The sequence below is a fragment of the Pseudomonas sp. AC229 genome (assembly GCF_979254655.1).
Genome location: NZ_CEEDHK010000014.1, coordinates 49,941 through 74,197 on the forward strand (window position 1 = coordinate 49,941; position 24,257 = coordinate 74,197).

Below are 24,257 nucleotides of genomic sequence, written 5' to 3' on the forward strand. Positions count from 1 at the left end.
GCGTTACGCCTCCGGTTGCAGCAGGTGTGTGAGGTGGAACACGCAGGCATCCATCAGCTGTTCGATGCGCTGGGTGCGGTAGCGGCGGTTGCTGAAGTTGCAGCGCAAGTCCAGCTGCCCGTCGCTGATTTGCGCCACCACTTCCAGTTCGTTGGCGAGCGGCGCATCCGGGCCGTGCTCGTCGCCAAGCGGTTCGCTGGCGACGGCGAATGCAGCGCCCGCCTCACCAAAACTGGCGTTGGCCTGGCCGAGGTAGCTGAAGCTGACGTTCGGCATGGCGTCGTTGGTCCATTGCGGGCGCAACAAGCCGAAGCCGATGCCGTTATCCGGCACGCTGCGCAGCGCATGCTGAACGGCGTGCAAATTCGGCTTCAGGCGCAAGGGGAATTGGCTGGTGAACCAACCCAGGGTGCGGCTAACGTCCGGCGCGCGGTCGTCAGTCGCCCGACCATGGGTTTCCAGTTCGACGGTCACGCTGTCCTGGCCCGTCCATTGGCACAACGCGCTGGCCAGTGCGGTGAGCAGCAGTTCGTTTACCGACGCCGTGCGCCCTGGCAGCCCGTCGCTGCTCAGCGTGCGGCGCACCGTTGCCTGATGCTGCACGCTGTTGCTGCCACGCGGGTTGTCGCAGGGCCAGGCAGCGCCTTCGTCTGCCAGTTGCTGCAGCCAGAAGTCGCCTTGCTCGGCAGCCAGGCGCGGCAGCTGCGCCTGCCAATGTTCGATCCAGGCGCGGTAGCTGGCGGTTTTCTCCGGCGAGTTGCCGGCGTAAGCCTGGAGCAGATCCTCACTGAGCACACGCCATGAAACCAGGTCCATGGTCAGGTGATGCACCACCAGCAACAGCCGCTGGCTGCCGTCCGCCAAGGTGGCGTGGACGGCGCGTAACAGCGGGCCTGTTTGCAGGTTGAGGCTGCGCTGGGCACGGTTGAATAGCGCCAGCAAAGCCGCCTCGTCCGCGACGGTTTCTTCCCACAACAACGGCTCGTTGTCGATCGGCCCATAGGCCTGACGCCACTGCCCGCCGTCGTGGCTGAAGCGCAGGCGCAAGCTGTCGTGATGCGCCACCACCGTCGCCACGGCGCGCCGTAACGCCTCGCGGTTCAGTGGCGCGGTGGCCCGCAGCAGCAGGCTTTGGTTGAAGTGCTGCGGCTGACCCGTATGCCGGGCGAAGAACGCGGCTTGCACGGGCAGCAAGGCGAACTGACGGTCGTCCACGGGCACACAGGCAGGCGCTGCGCTCACTGCCGACTGCGGCTGGCCCAGCAGCCCGATAATGGTCGGCTGGCGCATCAGGTCGCGCAGTTTCAGTTGCAGCTGTAACGCCGGGTGATTCCGCACGCGCGAGATCACTTGCAGGCTGAGAATCGAGTCGCCGCCCAGTTCAAAGAAGCTGTCGGTGATGCCCACCTGTTCCACCTGCAACACCTCGGCCCAGATCTCGGCCAGCAGGCGTTCCTGGTCAGTGCGCGGCGCCACATAACCGCTGCTGGTGAAGCGCGGTTCCGGCAGCGCGTTGCGGTCGAGTTTGCCGTTGGGTGTGACCGGAAACGCGGCCATCACCAGCACTTGCGCGGGCACCATATAGTCGGGCAGTTGCTCACGCAGTGCCGCTCGCAGCGCTTCGCCGTTTGCACGTTCGCTGCTGACCACATAGCCGATCAGCTGCTTGCCCGAGGCGCCATCGCGGGCGATCACCAGGGCGTCTTCAACACCCGGCTGGCGGCGCAGGCTGGCTTCGACTTCGCCGAGTTCGATGCGAAAGCCGCGCACTTTTACTTGGTGGTCAATGCGCCCCACGTAGTCGAGTACGCCGTCGCTGCGCAGGCGCACCAGGTCGCCGGTGCGGTACAGGCGCGCGCCCGCTTCGCCAAACGGGTCGGGCACGAAGCGTTCGGCGGTGATGTCGGGCCGCCCGTGATAACCGCGCGCCACGCCATAACCGCCGATGTACAACTCGCCGGCAAACCCGGCCGGCAACGGGTTGAGGTCGGCATCCAGCACATGCAACGAACGCAGCCCCACTGCTTTGCCGATGGGCGCATACGCCGCCTCGCAGCGCCCGCTCAGCGGCACGCGCCAGAGCATGGGGGTGACCACGGTTTCGGTCGGGCCGTAACCGTTGGTGAAGTACGCCGGTCGCAGCGCTGCTTTCACTTGTTCGAAACTCTGCTCCGGCACCGCGTCGCCGCCAAAGCAGTAGGTGTGCACCGCCGGCGCCGGCACGCCGCTGGCTTCGATGTATTCGGCCAATTGTTTGAGATAAGCCGGCGGAAAACAGGCGATGCTGATGCGCTGTTGGTGCAGCACGGCGCAGGTCTGTTCCGGGGTCCACAGGTTGCCATCGCGAATCACCAGCGCACCGCCGCTGGCCAAGGTGCTTAGCCAACGTTCGTGGGCACCGTCGAAGGCAAACGACATAAACAGCAGCTCGCGGGTGCTGGCGTTCATTTCGTACAGCTGGGCAATCGCCTGGCAGTGCATGCTCAGCGGCCCATGGGTGACGGCCACACCTTTGGGGCGACCGGTGGAGCCGGAGGTGTAAATGAGGTAGGCAAGGTTGTCGGCCAGCAGCGGCGAGGCCAGCGCGCGGCTGTCGCCGTCGGCGGGCAACAGGTCCAGCGCGACCACGCCCACGTCCGGCGGAATCGGCAACGCGCCCTGCACCTCGCTGCGGGTAATCAGCAGCGCCATGGCCGAGTCGTCGATCATGTAGGCCAGGCGTTCGGCCGGGTAGTCGAGGTCCAGCGGCACATAGGCAGCGCCGATTTTCATCACGGCCAACAGCGCCACAATCATGTCTACCGAGCGCGGCAACGCCACGCCCACCACCACTTCCGGCGCCGCGCCACGCGCTTGAAGCACACGCGCCAGTCGGTTCGCGGCGCTATCCAGTTCGGCATAACTCAGCTGCACATCGCCGCACGCAACCGCCAGGGCGTGCGGTTGTTGCCGGGCCTGCTCGGCGATCAGGTCCGGCAGTAGCTGCTGACGATGGCTCGGCGCCGGGGCGGCGCTCCACTGCTGCAACTCGCTGCGCGTCGCGGCGGGCAGCCGTTGCAGATTACCCAGGCGCTCCTGCGGCGCATCCAGCATGGCCTCCAGTGTCGCTTCCATGAGCGCCCCAATTTGCGCCACGCCCTGCTCGCTGAAGCTGGCGCGCAGGTACATGTACTCGATCATCAGGCTGTCGCCCAAGTGAACGGCCAAGTCCATGGCAAAGTTGGTCACGCCCAGATCCTTCGCTGCACCAAAGCTCAGCCCAGCCGGCTCAGCCTCGCGCAAGCGTTGGTCGATGGGGTAGTTCTCGAACACGATGATGCTGTCGAACAACGCCTGCCCGCCCTGCCCGGACCAGCGCTGCACGTCGGCCAATGGCGCGTGGGAATAGGCGCGAATGTCGAGGTTGTAGGCCTGTAGCTGTTGCAACCACGTGTCCAGCGGCTGCTCGGCGTGCAGGGTCTGAATCACCGGCAAGGTATTGATAAACAGCCCGAGCATGCTGTCGGCGCCGGGCAGGCTTTCCGGACGGCCCGCCACCGTGGCGCCAAAGCTCACGGTGCGTTGGCCGGTGTAACGTTGCAACAGCAGCAGCCAGGCGCCCTGGATAAAGGTGTTCGGGGTAATGCGCAGCCGCCGGCAATGCTGTTGCAGGCGCGCCGTCCACGCGTCGTTCCAGTTGGAATACAACGCGGCGTGGCCGTTTTCCTCGCTGGCGTGGCGCGGGTATACGGCCTGGCTCAGGGACGTCGGTTCGACGTTTGCCAGCTGCGCGCGCCAGAAGCCTTCCAGGGCACTTTTGTCCTGGCTGTGCAGCCAGGCGATAAAGTCGCCGTAGCGCCCGGGTGTGTCGTGCAGCGGGCGGCCGGCGTAGTGCTGCAGCACTTCGGCGAACAAATTCGAACTGCTCCAGCCGTCCATCAACAGGTGGTGGCTGGTCCAGATCATGTGGAAATGCTGCTCGCCCAGCTGCACCAGCAGCATGCGTTGCAGCGGCGCCTGGTCCAGCGCAAAACCGCGCAACGCTTCCTGCTGTGCCAGCTCGGCAAGTGCCTCGTCGTAAACGGCACGCTGGCGCCAATCGCGGATTTCCAAGGGCATGCGCGCCTGTTTGTGCACCACTTGCAGCGGCTCGCTGAGCTCGGCCTGCCAGTGGAAACTGGTGCGCAGCACGCCGTGGCGCGCGGTAACAAACGCCCACGCCGCTTCAAAACGCGCCACGTCGAGGCCAGTCACCGGCAGGCTCACCTGATTGATATACAGCGCTTCGCCGCTGTCTTCCAGGGTGTGAAAGAGCATGCCTTTTTGCATCGGCGAGAGCGGGTACACGTCTTCGATAGCGTCTTCAGCCACCGGCAGCGAGGCGCGTTGCATCGGGTCGATTTGAATGCGCCGCACGGCCGGTTGCGCCGCCGAACCTGTGCCTGCCACCTGGGCCAGTCGGGCAATGGTTTGCTGCTCGAACAGATCACGTGGGCCAAGGGCGATGCCGGCCTGGCGGGCGCGGCTGACAATTTGGATGGAAATGATCGAGTCGCCGCCCAGCTCGAAGAAGTTGTCTTCGATGCCGACCTGCTCGACGCGCAGCAAGTCTTGCCAGATGGCGGCGAGTTGCATCTCCAGCGCATTACGCGGCGCGACATAGGCGTGCTGCGCCACGCTCTGCTCCGGCACGGGCAACGCCTTGCGGTCGAGCTTGCCGTTGGGCGACAGCGGCAGCGCCTCCAGCAGCAGCCAGTGCGAGGGCACCATGTAATCGGGCAACTGCGCCAACAGCGCGGCCTTCACGTCGGCGATTTCCGCGCCTTGCTCCGCCACCACATAGGCAACCAGAAATTTGCCATGGCTGCCGTCCTGCGCCACTACCACGGCGTCGCGAACGTTGGGTTGCTCGTGCAGCCGCGCCTCGATTTCGCCCAGCTCGATGCGCAGGCCACGGATTTTCACTTGATGGTCGATACGCCCGGCGTATTCGATAACGCCGTCTTCGCGTTGGCGGGCCAGATCGCCCGTGCGGTACAGCCGCTGCCCAGCGTGGAACGGATCGACCACAAAGCGTTCCGCAGTCAGCGCCGGACGACGGTGATAACCGCGCGCCAGGCCAACGCCGCCCAGATACAGCTCGCCGGTGACGCCGGGGCTGACCGGGTTTAGTTCGGAGTCGAGCACGTAGCAGTGCAGATTGGCGATGGGCTGGCCGATGGGCACGGCGTCACGGCCTTCTTCGACGCACGTCCAGTGGGTCACGTCGATAGCGGCTTCGGTGGGTCCGTACAAGTTGTAGAGGCCGGCATTGGGCAGCATGGCCATGGTTTGCCGTTGCAATTCCACGGGCAACGCTTCGCCACTGCAGATAATGCGCGTGAGGTTTTGGCACTGCGCGGCCAGCTCATCGCTGATAAATGCCTGCAACATCGACGGCACAAAGTGCAGCGTGGTGATGCGCTCGCGGGTGATCAGCTCGACCAGTTTTGCCGGGTCACGGTGATCGCCGACGCCGGCAACCACGAGACGCGAGCCAACCATCAGCGGCCAGAAAAACTCCCACACCGACACATCGAAACTGAACGGCGTTTTCTGCAACACGCTGTCGCTGGCATCCAGCGCGTAGGCGTCTTGCATCCAGGCCAGGCGGTTGTACAGCGCGACATGACGGTTGCCGGCCCCCTTGGGTTTGCCGGTGGAGCCGGAGGTGTAAATCACGTAGGCGAGGTTTTCCGGGTGCAGCTCAACCTGAAGGTTTTCGCTTGATTGATTGGCCCAGGCGTACGGCGTATCCAGCGTTAAACACGTCAACCCAACGGGAATGGGCAACGCGTCGAGCAGGTGCGATTGGGTCAGCAGCAAGCCGATGCCGCTGTCTTCAAACATGTACGCCAAGCGGTCCTGCGGATATTCCGGGTCCAGCGGTACATACGCGCCGCCGGCTTTCAGAATGGCGAGCAAGCCCACCACCATTTCCACGCTGCGCTCGGCCGCAATGCCCACCAGCACATCAGCGCCAACGCCCAAAATTTGCAGGTGCTGTGCCAGGCGATTGGCCTGGCTGTTGAGTTCGCCATAGCTCAGCGCCGTGGCGCCAAAAACCAATGCCGGCGCCTGCGGCTGGCGGGCTACTTGCGCTTCAAACAGCTGATGCACAAACGGCACGTGCGGGTAGTGCTTCGCCGTGTCGTTCCAGCTGTTCACCACACGGGCGTAATCGGCGTCGACCAGCAACGGCACGTCGCCGATGGCGCGCTGCGGTTGCGCCATAAACTGCGTGAGCAGGTGCACCAGTTGCCCGGCGATGCGCTGGATGCGCTGGGCGCTGAAGTGCTCGGTGAGGAAGTGGAAGCCCAGCTCAAGCTCGGCGCCAACCTGGGCAATCAGCGTCAGCGCATATCCGCTCTGTTCGCTGTACGCCAGGTTGGCAAAACGCAGCCCGCCCGGCGCGGCGGCCAGGGCGTCGGACACCGGGTAGTTTTCGAACACCAGCAAGGTATCGAACAAGGCTTCGCCGTTATGCCCGGCCAAGCGTTGCAGCTCGGCCAGCGGCATGTGTTCGTGCTCGCGCAGCGCGAGGTTTTGCGCCTGCACCGCACGGGTCCACTGCACGGCGTTGAGCGCCCGCGGCGGGCTGGTCACCACCGGCAAGGTGTTGATAAACAGCCCCAGCTGTTCCTCGATGCCGGCCAACTCCACCGGCCGGCCAGACACGGTGGCGCCAAACGCAACACAACCCTGCCCGCTGTAGCGTTGCAACAGAACCGCCCACGCCGCTTGCAGCAGGCTATTGAGCGTCACTTGCTGCTGACGGGCGAAGGCTTGCAGGTCGTGGGTGAACGCCGTGCCCAGGTTCACCACATGCGCGTCCTGCCCAGGCGTACCGTCGAGGTGATGACCGCAGGCCAGCGCCAGGCGCGTTGGCTCTTCCAGCGGCGCCAGTTGCGCTTGCCAAAAGGCCAGGCTGGCGGCGCGGTCTTGGCGCTGTAGCCAGCCGAGGTAGTCGGCGTAATCGCGCGCGGGCGCCACCAGCGCTTGCCCGGCGTAGGCTTGCAGCACTTCGCCGAGCAGCCGGGAATTGCTCCAGCCGTCCAGCAAAATATGGTGACTGGTGTAGATCAGGTGGTAGCGCTGATCGCCCGTGGGCACCAGGGCCAAGCGCAGCAACGGCGGGCGCGCCAGGTCGAAGCCCCGTTGCAGTTCGCTGGCGGCGACGGCGTCGGTATCGCTGCCGTGCGGGCACACCGAAACCTCCAGCACCGCGTGACGGTGGATGATCTGCCGGGGCGTTTCCAGGCCGTTGTCCCACACGAAGCCGGCGCGCAACAGCTCATGGCGGTCCACGGCCTGCTGCCAGGCGGCGGTAAAACGCGGCACATCGAGGCCGTGAATATCCACGCGCATCTGGTTGATATAGATCGGCCCGTTGGGCTCGTACAGGCTGTGAAAGAGCATGCCCTGTTGCATGGGCGACAGCGGGTACACGGTCGCGATCTGCCGTGCCGGCACCGGCAAGGCGTCGAGTTGCGCCTGGGTCAGTTCGGCCATCGGCACATCGCCTGGCGTAAGGCCGGCGTTGTCGTCGACCAGGCAATGCTCGATCACCGCCACCAGCGCCTGCTGATAGGCGTCGGCCAGTTGCTGAATGCGCGCCTGGCTGAACATTTCGCTGCTGAAGGTCCAGTTCAGGCTCAGCTCGCCGCCATACACCTGCCCGTCCACGCTCAGCCAATTGCCCAGCGGCGCCGCCTCGTCCTGCCCGGCGCCACGGCCTTCGTCGGCCGGCGTCCATAGGCTGTCGCCGGCGAAGTCGGCGTCGAACTGGCCGAGGTAGTTGAAGGTGATGCGCGGCTGCGGCAAGGCGGCAAGCACCTGCTGAACCTCAGCGCTGGCGCAGTAGCGCAGCAGACCGAAGCCCAGGCCTTTGTCGGGAATGTTCTGTAGCTGTTGTTTGCTGTGCTTGATCGACGCCGCCAGGTCCGCCGACGGTTGCAGGCACACCGGGAACAGGGTGGTAAACCAACCCACGGTGCGCGACAGATCGATATCGGCGAACAGCTCTTCGCGGCCATGGCCTTCCAGTTGAATCAGCGCCGAGGGTTGCCCGCTCCATTCGCACACCGCTTGCGCCAGCGCCGTCAGCAGCAGGTCGTTGACCTGGGTGCGATAGGCAGCCGGTGCGAGTTGCAACAACTGCCGGGTGTGCTCGGCGCTCAGCCGTGTGGCCACGCTGCGGGCATGGCGTTGCTGCAGCGAACCGGCAGGATTGTCAGCCGGCAGGTCATGCGGCGCGTGCGCCAGTGCCTGCTGCCAATAGGCGAGCTGGCCGCCCATGGCCGCGCTGACCGCGTGCTGCTGCAAGCGCCGCCCCCAGGTTTGGTAGGCGCTGGTTTTCGCCGGCAGACGACCCTGGCGGTAGGCGCTTTGCAGGTCTTCCAGCAGGATGCGCCACGACACGCCGTCCACCACCAAATGGTGAATCACCAGCAGCAGCCGTTGCGTGCCGTCGGCCAGGTGCAGCAGCGCCGCGCGCAGCAGCGGGCCATCGCTGAGGTTGAGGCTGCGTTGTACGTCGTTGCAGTACGCCGGCAACTGTGCGACGTGGTCGAAGTGCATTTGCCAGAGCAGCCCATCGTTGCCATTAAGCGCCGCGTGTTCCTGCACCCAGCCCTCGTCCAGTTGGCGATAACGCAGGCGCAGGGCGTCGTGATGGTTCACCACCTGATTGAGCGCCTGTTCCAGCAAGGCGGCATCCAGGGTTTCAGCCGGCGCCAGTAACAGCGACTGGTTCCAGTGCTGACGCTGGGGAATGGCCGTGGCGAAAAATGCCTGCTGAATCGGCAGCAACGGCGCCTCGCCGGTCACCGGTCCCTGCTCCACCTGCAACGCTTCACTGCGCTGCGCCACAGCGGCCAGGCGGCGCACGGTCTGGTGCTGGAACAGGTCGCGCGGGGCGAAGCGGATGCCGGCCTGGCGGGCGCGGCTGACAATCTGGATGGAAATAATCGAGTCGCCGCCCAGCTCGAAGAAATTGTCATCGACGCCCACTTGTTCAACGCGCAGCACCTCTTGCCAGAGGGCGGCCAACTGATGCTCCAACTCATTTTGTGGCGCCTGGTAGGCCGTTTGCGCGGGCGCCGCTTCGTGCTTGGGCAGCGCTTTGCGGTCGAGCTTGCCGTTCGGCGACAGCGGCATCCGTTCCAGCAACTGCCAGAGCGTGGGCACCATGTAGTCGGGCAATGTGCTGAGCAGACTAGCCTTGAGCGCGCGCAGGTAACCGCCTTGTACCTCGGCTTCGGCGCGGGCCAGGCTTTGCGGTTCCGGCACCACGTAGGCGAGCAGTTGCTTGCCGTCTACCGCCATCACCACCGCCTCGCGAACGGCCGGCAGCTCCTGCAAGCGCGCTTCGATTTCCCCCAGTTCAATGCGCAGGCCGCGAATTTTCACTTGATGGTCAATGCGCCCGGCGTATTCGATCACGCCGTCTTCGCGCTGACGGGCCAGGTCGCCGGTGCGGTACAGGCGTTGCCCGGCGCGGAATGGGTCGACCACAAAACGCTCGGCGGTCAACGCCGGGCGACGGTGATAACCGCGCGCCAAGCCGATGCCGCCCAGGTACAGCTCGCCGATCACGCCGGGGCTGACCGGGTTGAGTTCGGCATCGAGCACATAGGTGTGCAGGTTGGCGATGGGTTGGCCGATGGGCACGGCATCACGGCCTTCTTCGCGGCAGGTCCAGTGGGTGACGTCGATAGCGGCTTCGGTGGGGCCATACAAGTTGTAAAGGCCCGCGTTGGGCAGCAACGCCAGGGTTTGCCGTTGCAACTCGACGGGCAAGGCTTCGCCGCTACAGATAATTCGCGTGAGCTGTTGGCACTGCGCGGCCAGTTCGTCGGCCACAAAAGCCTGCAACATCGACGGCACAAAGTGCAGCGTGGTGATGCGCTCACGGGTGATCAGCTCAACCAACTTGGCCGGGTCACGGTGATCGCCAACGCCGGCGACCACCAGGCGCGACCCAACCATCAGTGGCCAGAAAAACTCCCACACCGACACGTCGAAGCTGAACGGCGTTTTCTGCAAGACGCTGTCGCTGGCATCCAGCGCGTAGGCGTCCTGCATCCAGGCCAGGCGGTTGTACAGCGACACGTGGCGGTTGCCGGCTCCCTTGGGTTTGCCGGTGGAGCCGGAGGTGTAAATCACATAGGCGAGGTTTTCCGGGTGCAGCTCAACCTCAAGGTTTTCGCCTGATTGATCCGCCCAGGCAGCGGGCTGGTCCAGCGCCAAACACGTCAGCCCGAGGGGAATGGGTAGCGCATCGAGCAGGTGCGATTGCGTCAGCAACAGAGCGATGCCGCTGTCTTCAAACATGTAGGCCAAACGGTCTTGCGGATACTCCGGGTCCAGCGGCACATAAGCCCCGCCCGCTTTAAGAATGGCGAGCAAACCCACCACCATTTCCACACTGCGCTCGGCCGCAATGCCCACCAGCACATCGGCGCCAACGCCCAGCGTTCGCAAGTGCTGCGCCAGGCGGTTGGCCTGGCTGTTGAGTTCGCCATAGCTCAGTACCGTTTCGCCGAACACCAGCGCCGGCGCGTGCGGTTGCAACGTCACCTGTGTTTCAAACCGACGGTGCACAAACGGTGCATCCGGATAGCGCCGCTGCGTCTGGTTCCAGCCGTTCAGCGCCTGCTCGCGTTCCTGTTCGTCGAGCATCGGCAGCTCGCCCAAGCGCGCATCCGGCGCGGCGACGATGGCGTGCAGCAGGTTCTGCCAGTGCCGGGCCATCCGTTGAATACGCGGCGCGTCGAACAGGTCGGTGGCGTAGATAAAGTCGGCGCTAATGCCGCCAGGGTGCTCGGTGCAATCCAGGCTCAGGTCGAACTGCGCGGTCGGCATTGCCCATTGCACTTGGCTGACCTGCAAGCCCGGCAGGTGCATGCCCTCGCCCGTTGCGGTACTCACCTGATGGTTGAACAGCACCTGGAACAACGGGCTGTGGCTGAGGCTGCGCTCGGGTTGCAGGGCGTCTACCAATTGCTCGAACGGCAGGTCCTGATGGGCTTGAGCGTCCACAGCGGCTTGCCGCACTTCCCTGAGCAGGTCGCAAAACGAGGCGTGGGGGTCGACGTTCGCGCTCAACACCTGGGTGTTAACGAAAAAGCCCAGCAGCCGCTCGGTTTCGCCCCGGTTGCGGTTGGCCGAGGGCACGCCAACGCGAATCTGCGTTTGCCCGCTGTAGCGCTGCAACAGCAACTGGAACGACGCCAGCAGCGCCATAAACGGCGTGCAGCCTTCGCGCTGCGCCAGTTGTTTGATGGCTGCGGCCAAGGCAAACGGCAGTTCCACGCTTAGGCGCTCGCCCTGCCCGGAGCGCTGCGCCGGGCGCGGCCAGTCGCCGGGCAATTCCAGCAGGGTGTCGGCGCCGGCCAATTGTTCGCGCCAGTACGCCAGTTGCCGCGCGCCTTCGCCGGCTTCCATCCACTGCCGCTGCCAGGCGGCGTAGTCGGCGTATTGAATCGGCAGCGGCGGCAACGCGTTGTCGAGGCCCAGGCGCCGGTTTTGGTACAGGCCGATCAACTCCTCAACCATCAGTTGCATAGACCAGGCATCGGAAACGATGTGGTGCTGCACGATCAGCAATACCGCGTCGTCGTCGGCGATTTGTAACAGCTGCACTCGCAGCAGCGGCCCGTGTTGCAGATCGAACGGCCGCTGCGCCTGGCGGCTAATCGCCTCGGTGATTGCCGGCAGATCGGCAGCGGGCATCGGCACGCGCTCGATGGTGACTGCGCCCGCTGCTTGAATACGTTGCTGCGGCTGGCCGTCGCGCAGCTCGAACACCGTGCGCAGGCTTTCGTGGCGCGCCACCAGCGTGTTGAAGGCGTATTGCAGGGCCTCGCGGTCCAGCGCGCCTTGCAGGCGAATAGCGGTGGGCATGTGGTACGCGCTGTTGTCCGGCTGCAGTTGCCAGAGGAACCACTGGCGCTGCTGGGCGTAACTCAGTGGCAAGGCGTCGCGCTCACTGGCCGGCACGATGGGCAGGCGGCCAACATTGACGCCCTTTTCGGTCAGCTTCTGGAACAGTTCACGGCGCTTGGCAAAGCCCAGCCCTTTGATGCGGTCGACCAGTGCTTGGGTGTGTGCCGAGGGCTGCTTGAGCATCACGCCTCCTCCAGTTCGTCGAGGGTGGCGAAGATGGCGTCGTAGTCGTCTTCGACGCTGCCGTGTTCCCTGCTCTGTTCAATGGATGCGGCCAGTTCGGCCACGCTGCTGGCGCGGTAGAAATCCTGCATGGGCAGGTCGACGCCGAGGGTGTTTTTCAACCGGGAAATCACCCGAACCAGCAGCAGCGAATGGCCGCCGAGTTCGAAGAAGTTGTCGTGCCGGCCCACGCGCTCAACATCGAGCAGTTCTTGCCAGACCGCCGCCAGCTGCATTTCCAGCTCGCCCTCGGGGGCGACGAAATCGCCGTACACGGCCTGGCTTTCAATCGCCGCCAGCGCCTTGCGGTCGAGCTTGCCGTTGGCGTTCAGCGGCATGGCGTCGAGCACCACCCACTGCTGCGGCACCATGTACTCCGGCAGATGCCGCTTGAGCGCCGCCTTGAGGCGATCACGCAGGGCGCGCTGTTGCGCCTCGTCGCCGCTTGGCTCGCTGGCGGTCACATAGGCCACCAAATGCCGGCCGCTGGCTTGGTCCTGGGCCAGCACGGCACACTCGCGCACCTCGGGCTGCTCACTCAGGCGCGCTTCGATTTCGCCGAGTTCAATGCGCAAGCCTCGGATTTTCACCTGGTGGTCGCGGCGGCCGACGTACTCCAACACGCCATCGACGCGGCGCCGCGCCAGGTCGCCGGTACGGTACAAACGCTGGCCCGGCGTGCTGGCGTAAGGGTCTGGCACAAAGGCCAGCGCGGTACGAACCGGGTCGCCGACATACCCGCGCCCCACCCCCGTGCCGCTCACACACAACTCGCCCACGGCCCGCACGCCGACCAGCTCCAACTGGCCGTCGAGCACGTGCAGTGTGTTGTTGTCGGTGGGCAAGCCGATGGGCAGATAAATGCTCGCGGTATGCGCCTCGCTGATGGGCGTCAGCGCCACGTCGTCCGAGCACTCGGCCGGGCCGTAGGCGTTAATCAGCGGAATGTGCGGGTAACGCTGCAACCAGCGCCGCGCCAGTTCCGGCGGCATCGCCTCGCCGGTGGTCAGCAGCCAGCGCAGGCCGGGCAAGGCAACGGCCTCGCCGTCCAGCATGCCCTGAATCAGCGACGGCACGCTTTCCAACACGCTGATACCGGCGGCGTTGACATGGGCCAGCAGCGCCTGCGGATCATGGGCGATGGCGTCCGGCACAATTTCCACCCGCGCGCCGCACAGCGCGGCGGTCAAGAACTGCCACACGGAAATATCGAAACTCTGCGAGGCGGTTTGCGCGATCACATCGTCGTGGCTCAGGCGCAAATACGGCAGCTTGCTCAGCTGGTTATTGAGCATGCCGGCCTGCTCGACCATCACGCCCTTGGGTTGCCCCGTGGAGCCGGAGGTGTAGATGACGTAAGCCAGGTGACGCGGGCCAATGGGTACGTCTGGCGCGCTGGCGTCGCCGGTCTGTTGCAGCTGTTCCCAGATCAACAATTGCGGGCGCTGGCTGGCGTCGACAGCGGCGAGTAGCGGTTGCAACGCTGGCACGCATTCGGCGGTGCACACCAGCACGGGCGCGCGGCTCAGGCTGAGGATGTGGCGCAAGCGTTCGGCCGGCAGGTGCGGGTCCAGCGGCAGGTAGCCGGCCGCCGCTTTCAGGGTGCCGACGATCATGCCCAACAGCGGCAACCCGCGTTCCGCCAGCAGCGCCACCGGTTGGTCCGGCTGCACGCCAGCGCGCAGCAGCTCCTGGGCCATGCGGTTGGCGGCGCTGTCGAGTTCGTGGTAATGCCATTGCTCGCCGCCGCAGCGGGCAGCCACTCGGTTCGCATGTTGGTGCGCTTGCTGCTCGAACAGCGTCGCGTAGCCGTGCTGCAACGGGTAGTCGCGGGCGGTCTGGTTGAAGTCGACGAGCAACCGGCGGCGTTCGTCCTCGGCCAACAACGGCAACGCATCAAAACGCTGTTGCGGCTGCTCGGCCAGTTGCAGCAGCAGGTAATTGAAGTCGGCCAATAGTTGCTCGACGGTGCTGCGCTCGAACCAGCGCTGGTCATACGACAAATGCAGACCGAGCGCCTGGCCGGGGTAAATCACCACAGTCATCGGGTAGTTGGTGTGGGTGCGGCCGGAGTCTGAGCTGACGTTAAGGCTTTGCGCCTGCTCCATTACGCCGTCTTCAACGGGCGCGTTTTCAAATACAAACAGGCTGTCGAACAGCGGCTGGCCCTTGCCGATTTCGCTGCACGCTTGAATGTCCACCAAGGGCAAATGTTCGTGCTCGCGCAGGCGCAGGTTGAGGGCAAACAACCCTTGCAGCCATTCGCCCACGCGAGTGGCGCTGCCGGCCTCGGGCAGGTGCACACGCAGGGCGATGCTGTTGATAAACAGGCCGACAGTGCGCTGCATGTCCGGCATGTCGACCGGGCGACCGGCAACCGTCACACCAAACAGCACGTCGCGCTCGCCGCTGTAACGGTGCAGCGTCAGCGCCCACGCCGCCTGCACCAAGGTGTTGACGGTGAGTTGCAGACGCTGCGCGGTGGCTTGCAACTGCTGGGTCTGTTCGCGGCTCAGCTGGGTTTGTACATCACCGATCAACGAATGGCCGGCATCGCGCAGCGGCTGACGGTCGAATGGCAGGCCCGTGGGTTGCTCAAAGCCGGCGAGCTGTTCACGCCAGAAGCGTTCCGAAGCCGGGCGATCTTGCTGTTGCAGCCAGGCAATAAAATCGCCGTAGCGCGAAGCGGGCGGCAAGGCGGCGCTGCGGTTGTGGGCCAGCGCGGCGTACTCGGCAAAGAACTCGTCCATCAGCAGCGAGCGGCACCAGGCGTCGATCAGAATGTGGTGATTGCTCAACACAAAGCCGAAGCGCTGGGCGCTCAACTGAATCAGGCGCAGGCGAAAAGGCACGGCGTTTTGCAGGTCAAAACCGTCGCGGCGCTCGTCGGCCAGCAGGGCAACCAATTTGCCTTCATGTTCGTTGGCCGGCACGGCTCGCCAGTCGTGAATCTGCACATCGGGCGTGGCGATGCGCTGCACCACCTGCACCATGCGCTCGCCCACGGTCCACGAAAACCGCGTGCGCAGCGCGTCGTGGCGCTGGGCCACGGCTTGCCAGGCAAGGCGAAAACGCTCGGGGTCGATGGCGCTGTCGACGGTGTAGCAGTACTGCATCATGTAAATGCCGGAACCAGGCTCCAGCAACGTATGCATCAGCAAGCCTTCCTGCATCGGCGACAACGGGTAAATGGCCTCGACCTGGCGCAGGTCGAATGGCAACTGCTGCAACTGCTGCTGCGTGAACCCGGCCAAGGGGAAATCACTGGGCGTGGCGCCGCCGGCGCTGTCGCTCAGGCAATGCGCGATGACGGCGCGCAGCTCGTTGCCGTAACGCTCGGCGAGCGCGGCGATGTCGGCCTCGGCGAACATGTCGCGGCTAAAGGTGAAGCCCAGTTCCAGCTCACCGTTCAGCACCTGGCCGTTGATGCTCAGCCAGTTGCCGAGGCGGTTGTGCGGATTCTGCAACGCACCGATGGCTTCGTCAGCCGGCGCAAACACGCCGTCGGCGGCCAGACTTTGGTCGAACTGGCCGAGGTAATTGAACGTCACGCGCGGCTGCGGCAATGCCGCGAGTGCGGCTTGCTGCGCGGGCGTGCCGAGGTAACGCAACGCGCCAAAGCCGATGCCTTTGTGCGGCACGGCACGCAGTTGCTCCTTGATAGTTTGAATCGATTCGCCCAGCTCGGCGGCCGGGCTCAGCGCCAGGGGAAACAAGCTGGTGAACCAGCCGACACTGCGCGACAGGTCGATGTCCTCGAACAGCGCTTCACGGCCGTGGCCTTCGAGCTGAAGCAAGGCACTGGGCTGCCCGGTCCACTGGCACACGCTGCGCGCCAGTGCAGTGAGCAGCAGGTCGTTGACCTGCGTGCGGTAGGCGGCGGGCGCTTGTTGCAGCAGTTGCCGCGTGTGCTCGGCGTTCAGGCGGCAATACAGGCTGTGGCTGTGTTCCAGGTTCAGGCTGGCGCCGGCACGGGCGGCCGGTAACTCGGCGCTGACATGCTGCAACGCGTGCTGCCAGTGGCTCAGCGATGCAGTGCCCTGCTGCCGCGACCAGTGCGCCAGGTGCTCGGCCCAGCGCTGTTGGCTAGGCGCCGCTTCCAGCGTTTGCCCAGCGCACAGCGCTTGCAAGTCTTCCAGCAGCACGCGCCACGACACGCCGTCCACGGCCAAGTGATGAATCACCAGCAACAGGCGCTGCGTGCCATCGGCAAGGCTGAACAACACCACGCGCAAGAGCGGGCCTTCGCTTAGGTCGAGGCTGCGTTGCGCCAGCTCGGCGATGGCGGTGAGTTCGCCGGCATCGGCCACCTCGCGTTGCCACAGCACGTCGCTGCCCGCCAGCGCTCGCGGGCGTGCCAGCCACTGCCCGTGGTTCTGGTAGAAGCCAAAACGCAGCGCCTCGTGCTGTTGCAGCAGCCCGTGCACCGCGCGCTCAAGGGTGTCGGCGCCGAGCCGCTGGCGCAGTGTCAGTAGCACCGCCTGGTTGTAGTGCTGCGGCTGCTCAAGCGCCATTTCGAAAAAGCGTTGCTGCACCGGCAACAGGTGAATCTCGGTGCTGCTTGCGGCGGTGGCGGCAGCTTTGACTACGACTGGCTTGGCGACCTGCGCCAGTTGCGCCACGGTTTGTTGTTCAAACAGTTGGCGCGGCGTCAGTTTCAACCCCTGGCGCTTGGCGCGGGCGATGATTTGCAGGCTCAGAATCGAGTCGCCGCCCAGCTCGAAAAAGTTATCGTGCACGCCCACCTGCGCCACTTTCAGCACGTCCTGCCAGATCGCCGCCAAGGTGCTTTCCACCTCGTTGCGCGGCGCCGCGTAGGTGAGTTGCTGCACCTGCGGGCTGGGCAAGGCGCGGCGGTCGAGCTTGCCGTTGGCGGTGAGCGGCAGGCGTTCAAGGGTGAGGATGTGGGCGGGAATCAGGTAGTCCGGCAGCAGGGTTTGCAGGTGGTCTTTGATGACCGCTGCCGACACGCTACCCACGCAATAGGCGACCAGTTGCAGTTGCTCTTGCACTGGCTGAGCTAGCACGGCGGCGTCTCTGATGCCGGGCAGTTGGCGAAGGACTTTCACCACTTCGCCGGGCTCGACGCGGTAGCCACGAATTTTCACCTGCTCGTCGCTGCGGCCAAGGAAGTGCAGCACGCCGTCGGCGCTGCGGCGCACCCGGTCGCCACTGCGGTACGCGCGTGAGCCGGGCGCGCCGAACGGGTCCGGCACAAAGCGCTCGGCTGTCAGCGCCGGCTGGCCCAGGTAGCCGTCGGCAACGCTGGCGCCGCCGATATACAGCTCACCGGCCACGCGCTCTGGCAGCGGGTTCAGAAACCCATCCAGCACCTGCACCTGAACGCCCGGCAACACCGTGCCGAGCGGCACGTTGCCTTCCAGCAGCTCGCCGGTTTGCTCATGGGTGAGCACGCCGACGGTGGTTTCGCTCGGGCCGTAGTGGTTGATAAAGCGGCACCCCGGCTTGAGCTGGCGCACCCGCTGATACAGCCCCTGCGAGCACGCCTCGCCGCCCACCAGCAACGCGTGGCTGGGCAATACATCGCTGGGGTTCGCCGCTTGCAGCAAACCGTTGAGGTGGCTGGGAACAATCTTCAGCACGGCGATTTGCTCGGCGGCCATATAGGCGCCGAAGCGATCCGGATCAAACCCCAGCTCCGGCTCCATGACATGCAATGGCCGTCCGGAGCACAGCGCGCCAAACACCAAGGTGTGGCCGAGGTCGGCAGCGATGGTGGAGACCAGCGCCATGCTCGCGCCGGCCGGCAAGGCCAGGCGTTCAAGCACGCCGTCGACATAACTGGCGAGCGCGCCATGGGCCACCAACACGCCCTTGGGCTGGCCGGTTGAACCGGAGGTATGAATCACATACGCCGGACTGTTTGGCTGCAACACCACCGGATACGGCGTGGCGTTGGCGGGCCATTGCTCCGGGGCATAAGCGAGTACGGCGCCGCCCAGTTGCTCGCGGCGCTCATCGTCAGCGGCCAGCACCACCAGCGCGGCGTTGGCGCGTTGCAGCATGGCGACTACACGCTCGGTCGGCGCTTTCACATCCAGCGGCATATACACAGCACCGGCTTTCAGCGTCGCCAGCAACGTCACCAGCCAGGGCATCGAACGCTCCAACAGCACCGCCACCGGCATGCCAGCACGCACGCCACGGTGTTGCAGGTGGGCGGCCAATGCGTTGGCCTGAGCCTCCAGCTCGGCGTGGCTCAGGCGAAGGTCGCCGCACACCGCCGCCAGCGCCTGCGGCTGCTCGGCGACCTGCTTATTCCAGCGCTCCAACACGCAGGGCAGCGCAGCGCGGCTAACCGGCGCGGTCGGCGCCGGCGTGTTGATTAGACTGCACAGCGGTGCGTCCGGCTGGGCCAGTACCTGTTCGAACAACGCGCGCAGGCTGGCAATAAACCCGTCGATGCTGGCGGGCTGGTACAGGTCGCTGGCATAGGTCATTTCACCCAACACGGTGGCGCCGGTGTCGGTGATATCCAGCGCCAGATCAAAGTGCGTGCCGACTTTGTGCAGCGGGTATTCGCTAATGCTCAGCCCCGGCAGCTGCAAGGCTTCGCGCGTTTGCAGGCCGACGTTCTGGTTGAATTTGGCCTGAAACAACGGGTTGTGCCCGAGGCTACGTTGCGGCTGCAACGCCTCGACCAGTTGCTCGAACGGCAATTGCTCATGGGCCTGGGCGGCCAGGCTGGTTTCGCGAACTTGGGCCAGCAAGGCGTTGAAGCTCTGGCGCCAGTCGATCCGACAGCGCAGTACCTGGGTGTTGATAAAAAAGCCGATCAGCCCTTCCACTTCTTCGCGGCCGCGATTGGCGTTCGGCACGCCGATGCGGATGTCGTGGTGGCCGCTGTGGCGCGCGAGGAATAAGCCGTAGCCGGCCAAGGCCAGCATAAACAGCGTGCTGCCCTGGCTGCGCGCCAGCGCCTGCATGCGTTGCGACAGCGATGGGCCAAAGTCGAAGCGCACGGTGGCGCCGGCATAGCTTTGTACCGGCGGCCGGGGGAAATCCGCGGCTACGTCCAGCAACGGATGCTCATCGCCCAACTGCTCGCGCCAGTAGGTCAATTGCCGCTCGCCCTCGCCCGCCTCCAACCAGCGCCGCTGCCACAGCGCGTAATCGGCGTATTGCACCGGCAGCTCGGCCAGGCTGCCGGCGCCGTGCTGATAGAGCTGCACAAACTCGCGCACCATCACATCCATCGACCAACCGTCGGAGACGATGTGGTGCATGCACACCAACAACACATGTTCGTCGTTGGCGAGTTTGAATAGGCTGGCGCGCAGCAGCGGGCCCGTGAGCAAATCGAAAGGCTGCGCAACGTCGGCTTCCACCTGCGCTTGAACCTGCGCCTCTCGCTGGTCGGCGGGCACTTGGCTCAGGTCGCTGCGCTGCACTACGAGGGGCTGCGCCGGCAGCACTTTTTGCTCGGCCTGCTCGCCCTCGAGCTGGAACACCGTGCGCAGGGTTTCGTGGCGTTGCAGCAAACCATCAAACGCCGCTTGCAGCCGTTGTTCGTCCAGCGAACCTTGCAAGCGCAAGGCGGCGGCCATGTTGTAGGCCGCGCTGTGGGGTTCCATTTGCCAGAGAAACAGCAACCGCTGCTGGGCGTACGACAGCGGCAAATGCGGCTGCTGATGACGACTGGCGACGATGGGCAGCAGGCTGAAATCTTTACCGTCTTGCTGCAACCTGGCGAGGAACTGGCGACGCTGTTCGAGCGATAACCCGATGAACTTTTCGGCAATGCGGGCGGTGGTGTTCGGGGTCATGCTCAAACCTCTTCCAGGGAATTCATAAACGCTTCCATCTCGTCCCAGTCCTGGGCGTTGTGCGGTTGCTGCGCGGCTAACTCCTCCGCCAAGTCAGCCAACAGCGGCCGCTCGAACAGGCTGCGTAGCGGCAGGCTGGCGCCGAGTTCGCGCTTGATGCGCGCCACCACTTGTGCGGCCAATAACGAGTGGCCACCGAGGTCGAAAAAGCTGTCGTCCAGACCGATGCGGGGCACTTGCAACACCTCGCTCCAAATCGCCGCCAGGCTGATTTGCAGCTCGCTTTGCGGCGCGCGGTAGTGGCGCTGTAAGTGGCTGGGGTCGGGTTCTGGCAAGGCGTTGCGGTCGAGCTTGCCGCTGGCGGTGAGCGGCATTTTGTCCAGCAACAGCCAGTGGCTCGGCACCATGTAATCGGGCAGCTCGGCTTGCAGGCGGGTGCGCAGTTGCTGGCGGAAGGCTTGCTGCGCGGCGGCATCGTTGAGGTCGATGTGTTCCGCTACCACATAGGCCACCAGCGTGGCGCCGCTGCCCAGGTCGGGCGCCACCACCAGCGCTTCGCGCACGCCTTGGCACTGTTGCAGGCGCGCTTCTACTTCGCCCAGCTCCAGGCGGAAGCCGCGAATTTTCACTTGATGATCGACGCGGCCGATGTACTCCAGCGCGCCATCGGAACGGCAGCGCACGCGGTCGCCGCTGCGGTAAAGGCGCTGGCCGGGCGTGAACGGGTCGGCGACGAAACGCTGCGCCGTCAACGCCGGCTGGCCGTGGTAGCCCTGGGCCAAACCAGGGCCGCCGATATACAACTCGCCGATGGCGCCTGGCGGGCACAGGTTGAGATCGGCGTCGAGCACATACAGGCGGGTGCCGGGCAGCGGTCGACCAATCGGAATACCCCGCCAGCTCACCTGCTCGGCGCGCAGACCGGTGCAATCGTGAATGCTCGACACCACCGTCGCCTCGGTCGGCCCATAGGTATTGAGCAGCCGCACCGCGCCCAGCCCGACCTGCTGCGACAAGCGCAAACCGTCCACCGCCATGGCTTCGCCGCCGACGTGAATCTGGCGCAGATTGCCGAATGAACGGGCTGGGCCTTTGGCGAAATCCTTGACCAGCATGTGCCAGTACGCGGCGGGCAAATCCGCCACGGTGACGCCGTGTTGCTGCACGGCCTGCAGCCACGTTTCGCTGTCCCACGGGCGCGAATCACGCAGCACCACGGCGGCGCCACGCAGTAACGCGGGGTAAAACTGCTCGACGAAGCCATCGAAACTCACCGTGGCAAATTGCAGCACGCGGTCGCTGGCCTGAAGTTCGCTGTAGTCCGCCGCCAGTTGGCTAAACCCGGCGAGCGCACCGTGGCTGATGGCAACGCCCTTGGGCTGGCCGGTGGAGCCGGAGGTGTAAATGACGTACGCGAGTTGCTGGGGATGAATCGGCAGATTGAGGTTTTCATCGTTGCCGCTTTGCTGCACAGCCACGCGGGTGACGCCGGGCAGTTCAAGCGCCTGCGGCTCATCGCTGAGCAGCCACTGCGCGCCGCTGGCCGCACAGACTTGCGCCACGCGCTCGGCCTGGGTCCTGGCCTCCAGCGGCACATACGCGGCGCCGGTTTTCAGCACCGCCAGCAGCGCAACCGGCAAGCTCAGGTCGCGCCCTGGCATAACGGCCACCACGCCGCCGGCGCCGACGCCCAACGCGCGCAGGTGCCGAGCCAAGCGGTTGGCGCTCTGGTTCAGTTCGCGGTAGCTCAAGGTGGCTTGGCTGTACGCCACTTGCACCGCCAGCGCGTGCGGCGTGCGTTCGGCTTGCTGTTCGAACAGCTGATGCACCGGTGTGTCGGCCGCCGGCATTTGCAGGTAGGCATTGTTGGCGTGCTGGCGTTGCACATCGGCATCTGTCAGCAGCGGCATAGTGCCGATGGCGGCCTCGGGCGTTTGCGTCACGGCGCGCAGCAACTGGCACCAGTTCGCCGCCAGTTGCTCAATGGTCTGGGCCTCGAACAGGTCAGTGGCGTAGGTAAACGCCGCCAGCAGGTGCTCGCCTTCCTCGCGGGTTTCCAGCATCAGGTCACTGGCGGCTGCATGCTGACGGGCATTCGCCGCGCCCGGCTGCGCCTGCAACAGCGCCACCTGAAGGCCGCCAGTCAACTGCATGGCAGTGACATCGCTGACCAACGGCTGATGATTGAACATCACCTGAAACAGCGGGTTGTGGCTCTGGCTGCGCGACGGCTGCAGCGCCTCCAGCACGGCATCGAACGGCAGCTCCTGATGGGCTTGTGCAGCGGTGCTCGCCTGCTTCACCTGCGCCAGCAATTCACTGAAGCGCAACGCACCGCTGAGCTGGCTGCGCAGCACCTGGGTGTTGACGAAAAACCCGATCAACCCTTCGCTTTCCCGGCGCGTGCGGTTGGCAATCAGGCCGCCGACGCGGATGTCTGTTTGCCCGCTGTAGCGATGCAGCAGCACGTTAAAACTGGCCAGCAACACCACAAACAAACTCACCCCACTGCGCACGGCCAGCGCCCTGAGCGCCTGTTGCCAATCGGCATCGACCCGCAGCTCTAAGCGCGCACCGGCATGGCTGGGCACGGCTGGGCGCGGGTGATCAGTGGGCAATTCCAGCAACGGATGATCCTCGCCCAGGTGTTCGCGCCAATAGTCCAACTGCCGCTCGCGCTCCCCGGCCGCCAACCAGCTGCGCTGCCACAACGCGTAGTCGCGGTACTGCACCGCAAGCGCGGGCAACTGCAGAGGCTGCCCGGTGGCGAAGGCGTCGTAGCCGGCCATGAACTCCTGAATCAGAATGTTCATCGACCAACCGTCGGCGATGATGTGGTGCATGGTCAGCAGCAGCACATGCTCCTCATCCGTCAGGCGCAACAGCTGCACCCGCAGCAACGGGCCGGTGCTCAGATCAAACGGCTGCGCCGCCTGCTGCGCGGCCCAGTGTTGGGTCTGCTGCTGTTTGGCGGCGGCATCCAGCGCGCTTAAATCGGTGAACTGCACGGTTAGCTCGGCGTGTTCCGCCACCTGCTGAAACGCCACGTCGCCGCGCTGAACGAAGGTGCTGCGCAGGCTTTCATGACGCTGCACCAACGCCTGAAAACTGCGCTGCAAGGCTTCCCTATTCAACGTGCCGAGCAACCGCACCGCACTGGGCAAGTTGTAGGCCGCGCTGTGCGGCTCTAGCTGCCAAAGGAACCACATGCGTTGTTGCGCATACGACAGAACACCCCGCTCGGCGTGGCCCGGCATGGCGACGATGGGATAGCTGCTGAAATCGATTCGCTCATCGCGCAGCGCCGCCAAAAACAAACGGCGCTTCTCGGCGGGCAACTCAAGGAAACGGCGGGCCAGGGAAGATTCAATCGTGCTCATCAGTCGTCCAATCGAAAAGGCGAGCGGGGATTCCGCAATACCCAATGGACGAAAAATGGTGAGGGGGATTTAGGGCGAAGTTGGGGATCGCCGTTTCCAGGGAATCGCGGCTAAAGCCGCTCCTACAGGACCCACGCATACCTGTAGGAGCGGCCGGGCGGCGATGCTTTTGATCTAGCTCGTGATCTGGCTTGTGATCTGGCTTTTGATCTGGCTTTTGATCTGGCTTTTGATCTGGCTTTTGATCTAGCTTTTGATCTGGCTTGTGATCTACCCGCCCCATTCATCGCAGGCCGAATGGAGTCGACGCGTAGGGGGTTGAGCGGCCGGGAGCCGCGAAAGGCGTGTCGGGCCATGGATGGCCCGTCTCGCCGTGCCCCCGGAGTGGCGATGGAATGAGGGAAGTCGGAGCGCAGCGTAGACCCAAGGTAGGGGCAAGCCGTTTTTGCTTACTTTTTAGGGCGACTGCTAAAAAGTGAGTCGCGCGTAAGGCGCGAAACAAAACGTTCAGCACACGCGGTAATGAATACCGACGCACTTCACATCGGTGTACGGCTTGGGATTCTGGATCCCCGCGTGCGCGAGGATGACGGAGGTTTTGATTGATATGCGCGTAAGGCGCTAAAGCAAACGTTCAGCGCACGCGGCAATGAATTCCTGCGCACTTCACATCGGTGTACGGCTGGAAATTCTGGATCCCCGCGTGCGCGAGGATGACGGAGGTTTGGTTGAAATGCGCGTAAGGCGCGAAAGCAAATGTTCAGCGCACGCGGTAATGAATACCGCCGCACTTCACATCGGTGTACGGCTTGAGATTCTGGATCCCCGCGTGCGCGAGGATGACGGTGTTGACCGCGGCCTGCGCGAGGAAGATCAAGGCTTGCATCAGGATCGCGCCCAT

General features: G+C 64.8%; 4 protein-coding genes. All 4 read right to left on the reverse strand.

What is annotated here, in order from left to right; all coding sequences use genetic code 11:
- Nucleotides 1-3 precede the first annotated feature (3 nt).
- The 4 genes from AC0IW7_RS19120 to AC0IW7_RS19135 all read right to left on the reverse strand — a co-directional run bounded on the left by AC0IW7_RS19120 (nucleotide 4) and on the right by AC0IW7_RS19135 (nucleotide 24,257).
- A complete protein-coding gene (locus tag AC0IW7_RS19120) occupies nucleotides 4-12,150 on the reverse strand; it encodes a non-ribosomal peptide synthase/polyketide synthase (protein WP_471820116.1) in 12,147 nt (4,048 codons plus the stop codon).
- Complete coding sequence (locus AC0IW7_RS19125) at nucleotides 12,150-19,976, reverse strand: amino acid adenylation domain-containing protein (RefSeq protein ID WP_471820118.1); 7,827 nt, start codon at nucleotides 19,974-19,976, stop codon at nucleotides 12,150-12,152. The genes AC0IW7_RS19120 and AC0IW7_RS19125 overlap by 1 nt, the downstream gene beginning before the upstream one ends.
- A gap of 2 nt (nucleotides 19,977-19,978) precedes the next feature.
- The gene (locus AC0IW7_RS19130) at nucleotides 19,979-23,356 is read right to left on the reverse strand and encodes an amino acid adenylation domain-containing protein (RefSeq protein WP_471820120.1); all 3,378 of its coding nucleotides are present in this window, start codon (nucleotides 23,354-23,356) and stop codon (nucleotides 19,979-19,981) included.
- A 760-nt stretch (nucleotides 23,357-24,116) separates the two neighbouring features.
- A complete protein-coding gene (locus AC0IW7_RS19135) occupies nucleotides 24,117-24,257 on the reverse strand; it encodes a hypothetical protein (protein WP_471820122.1) in 141 nt (46 codons plus the stop codon).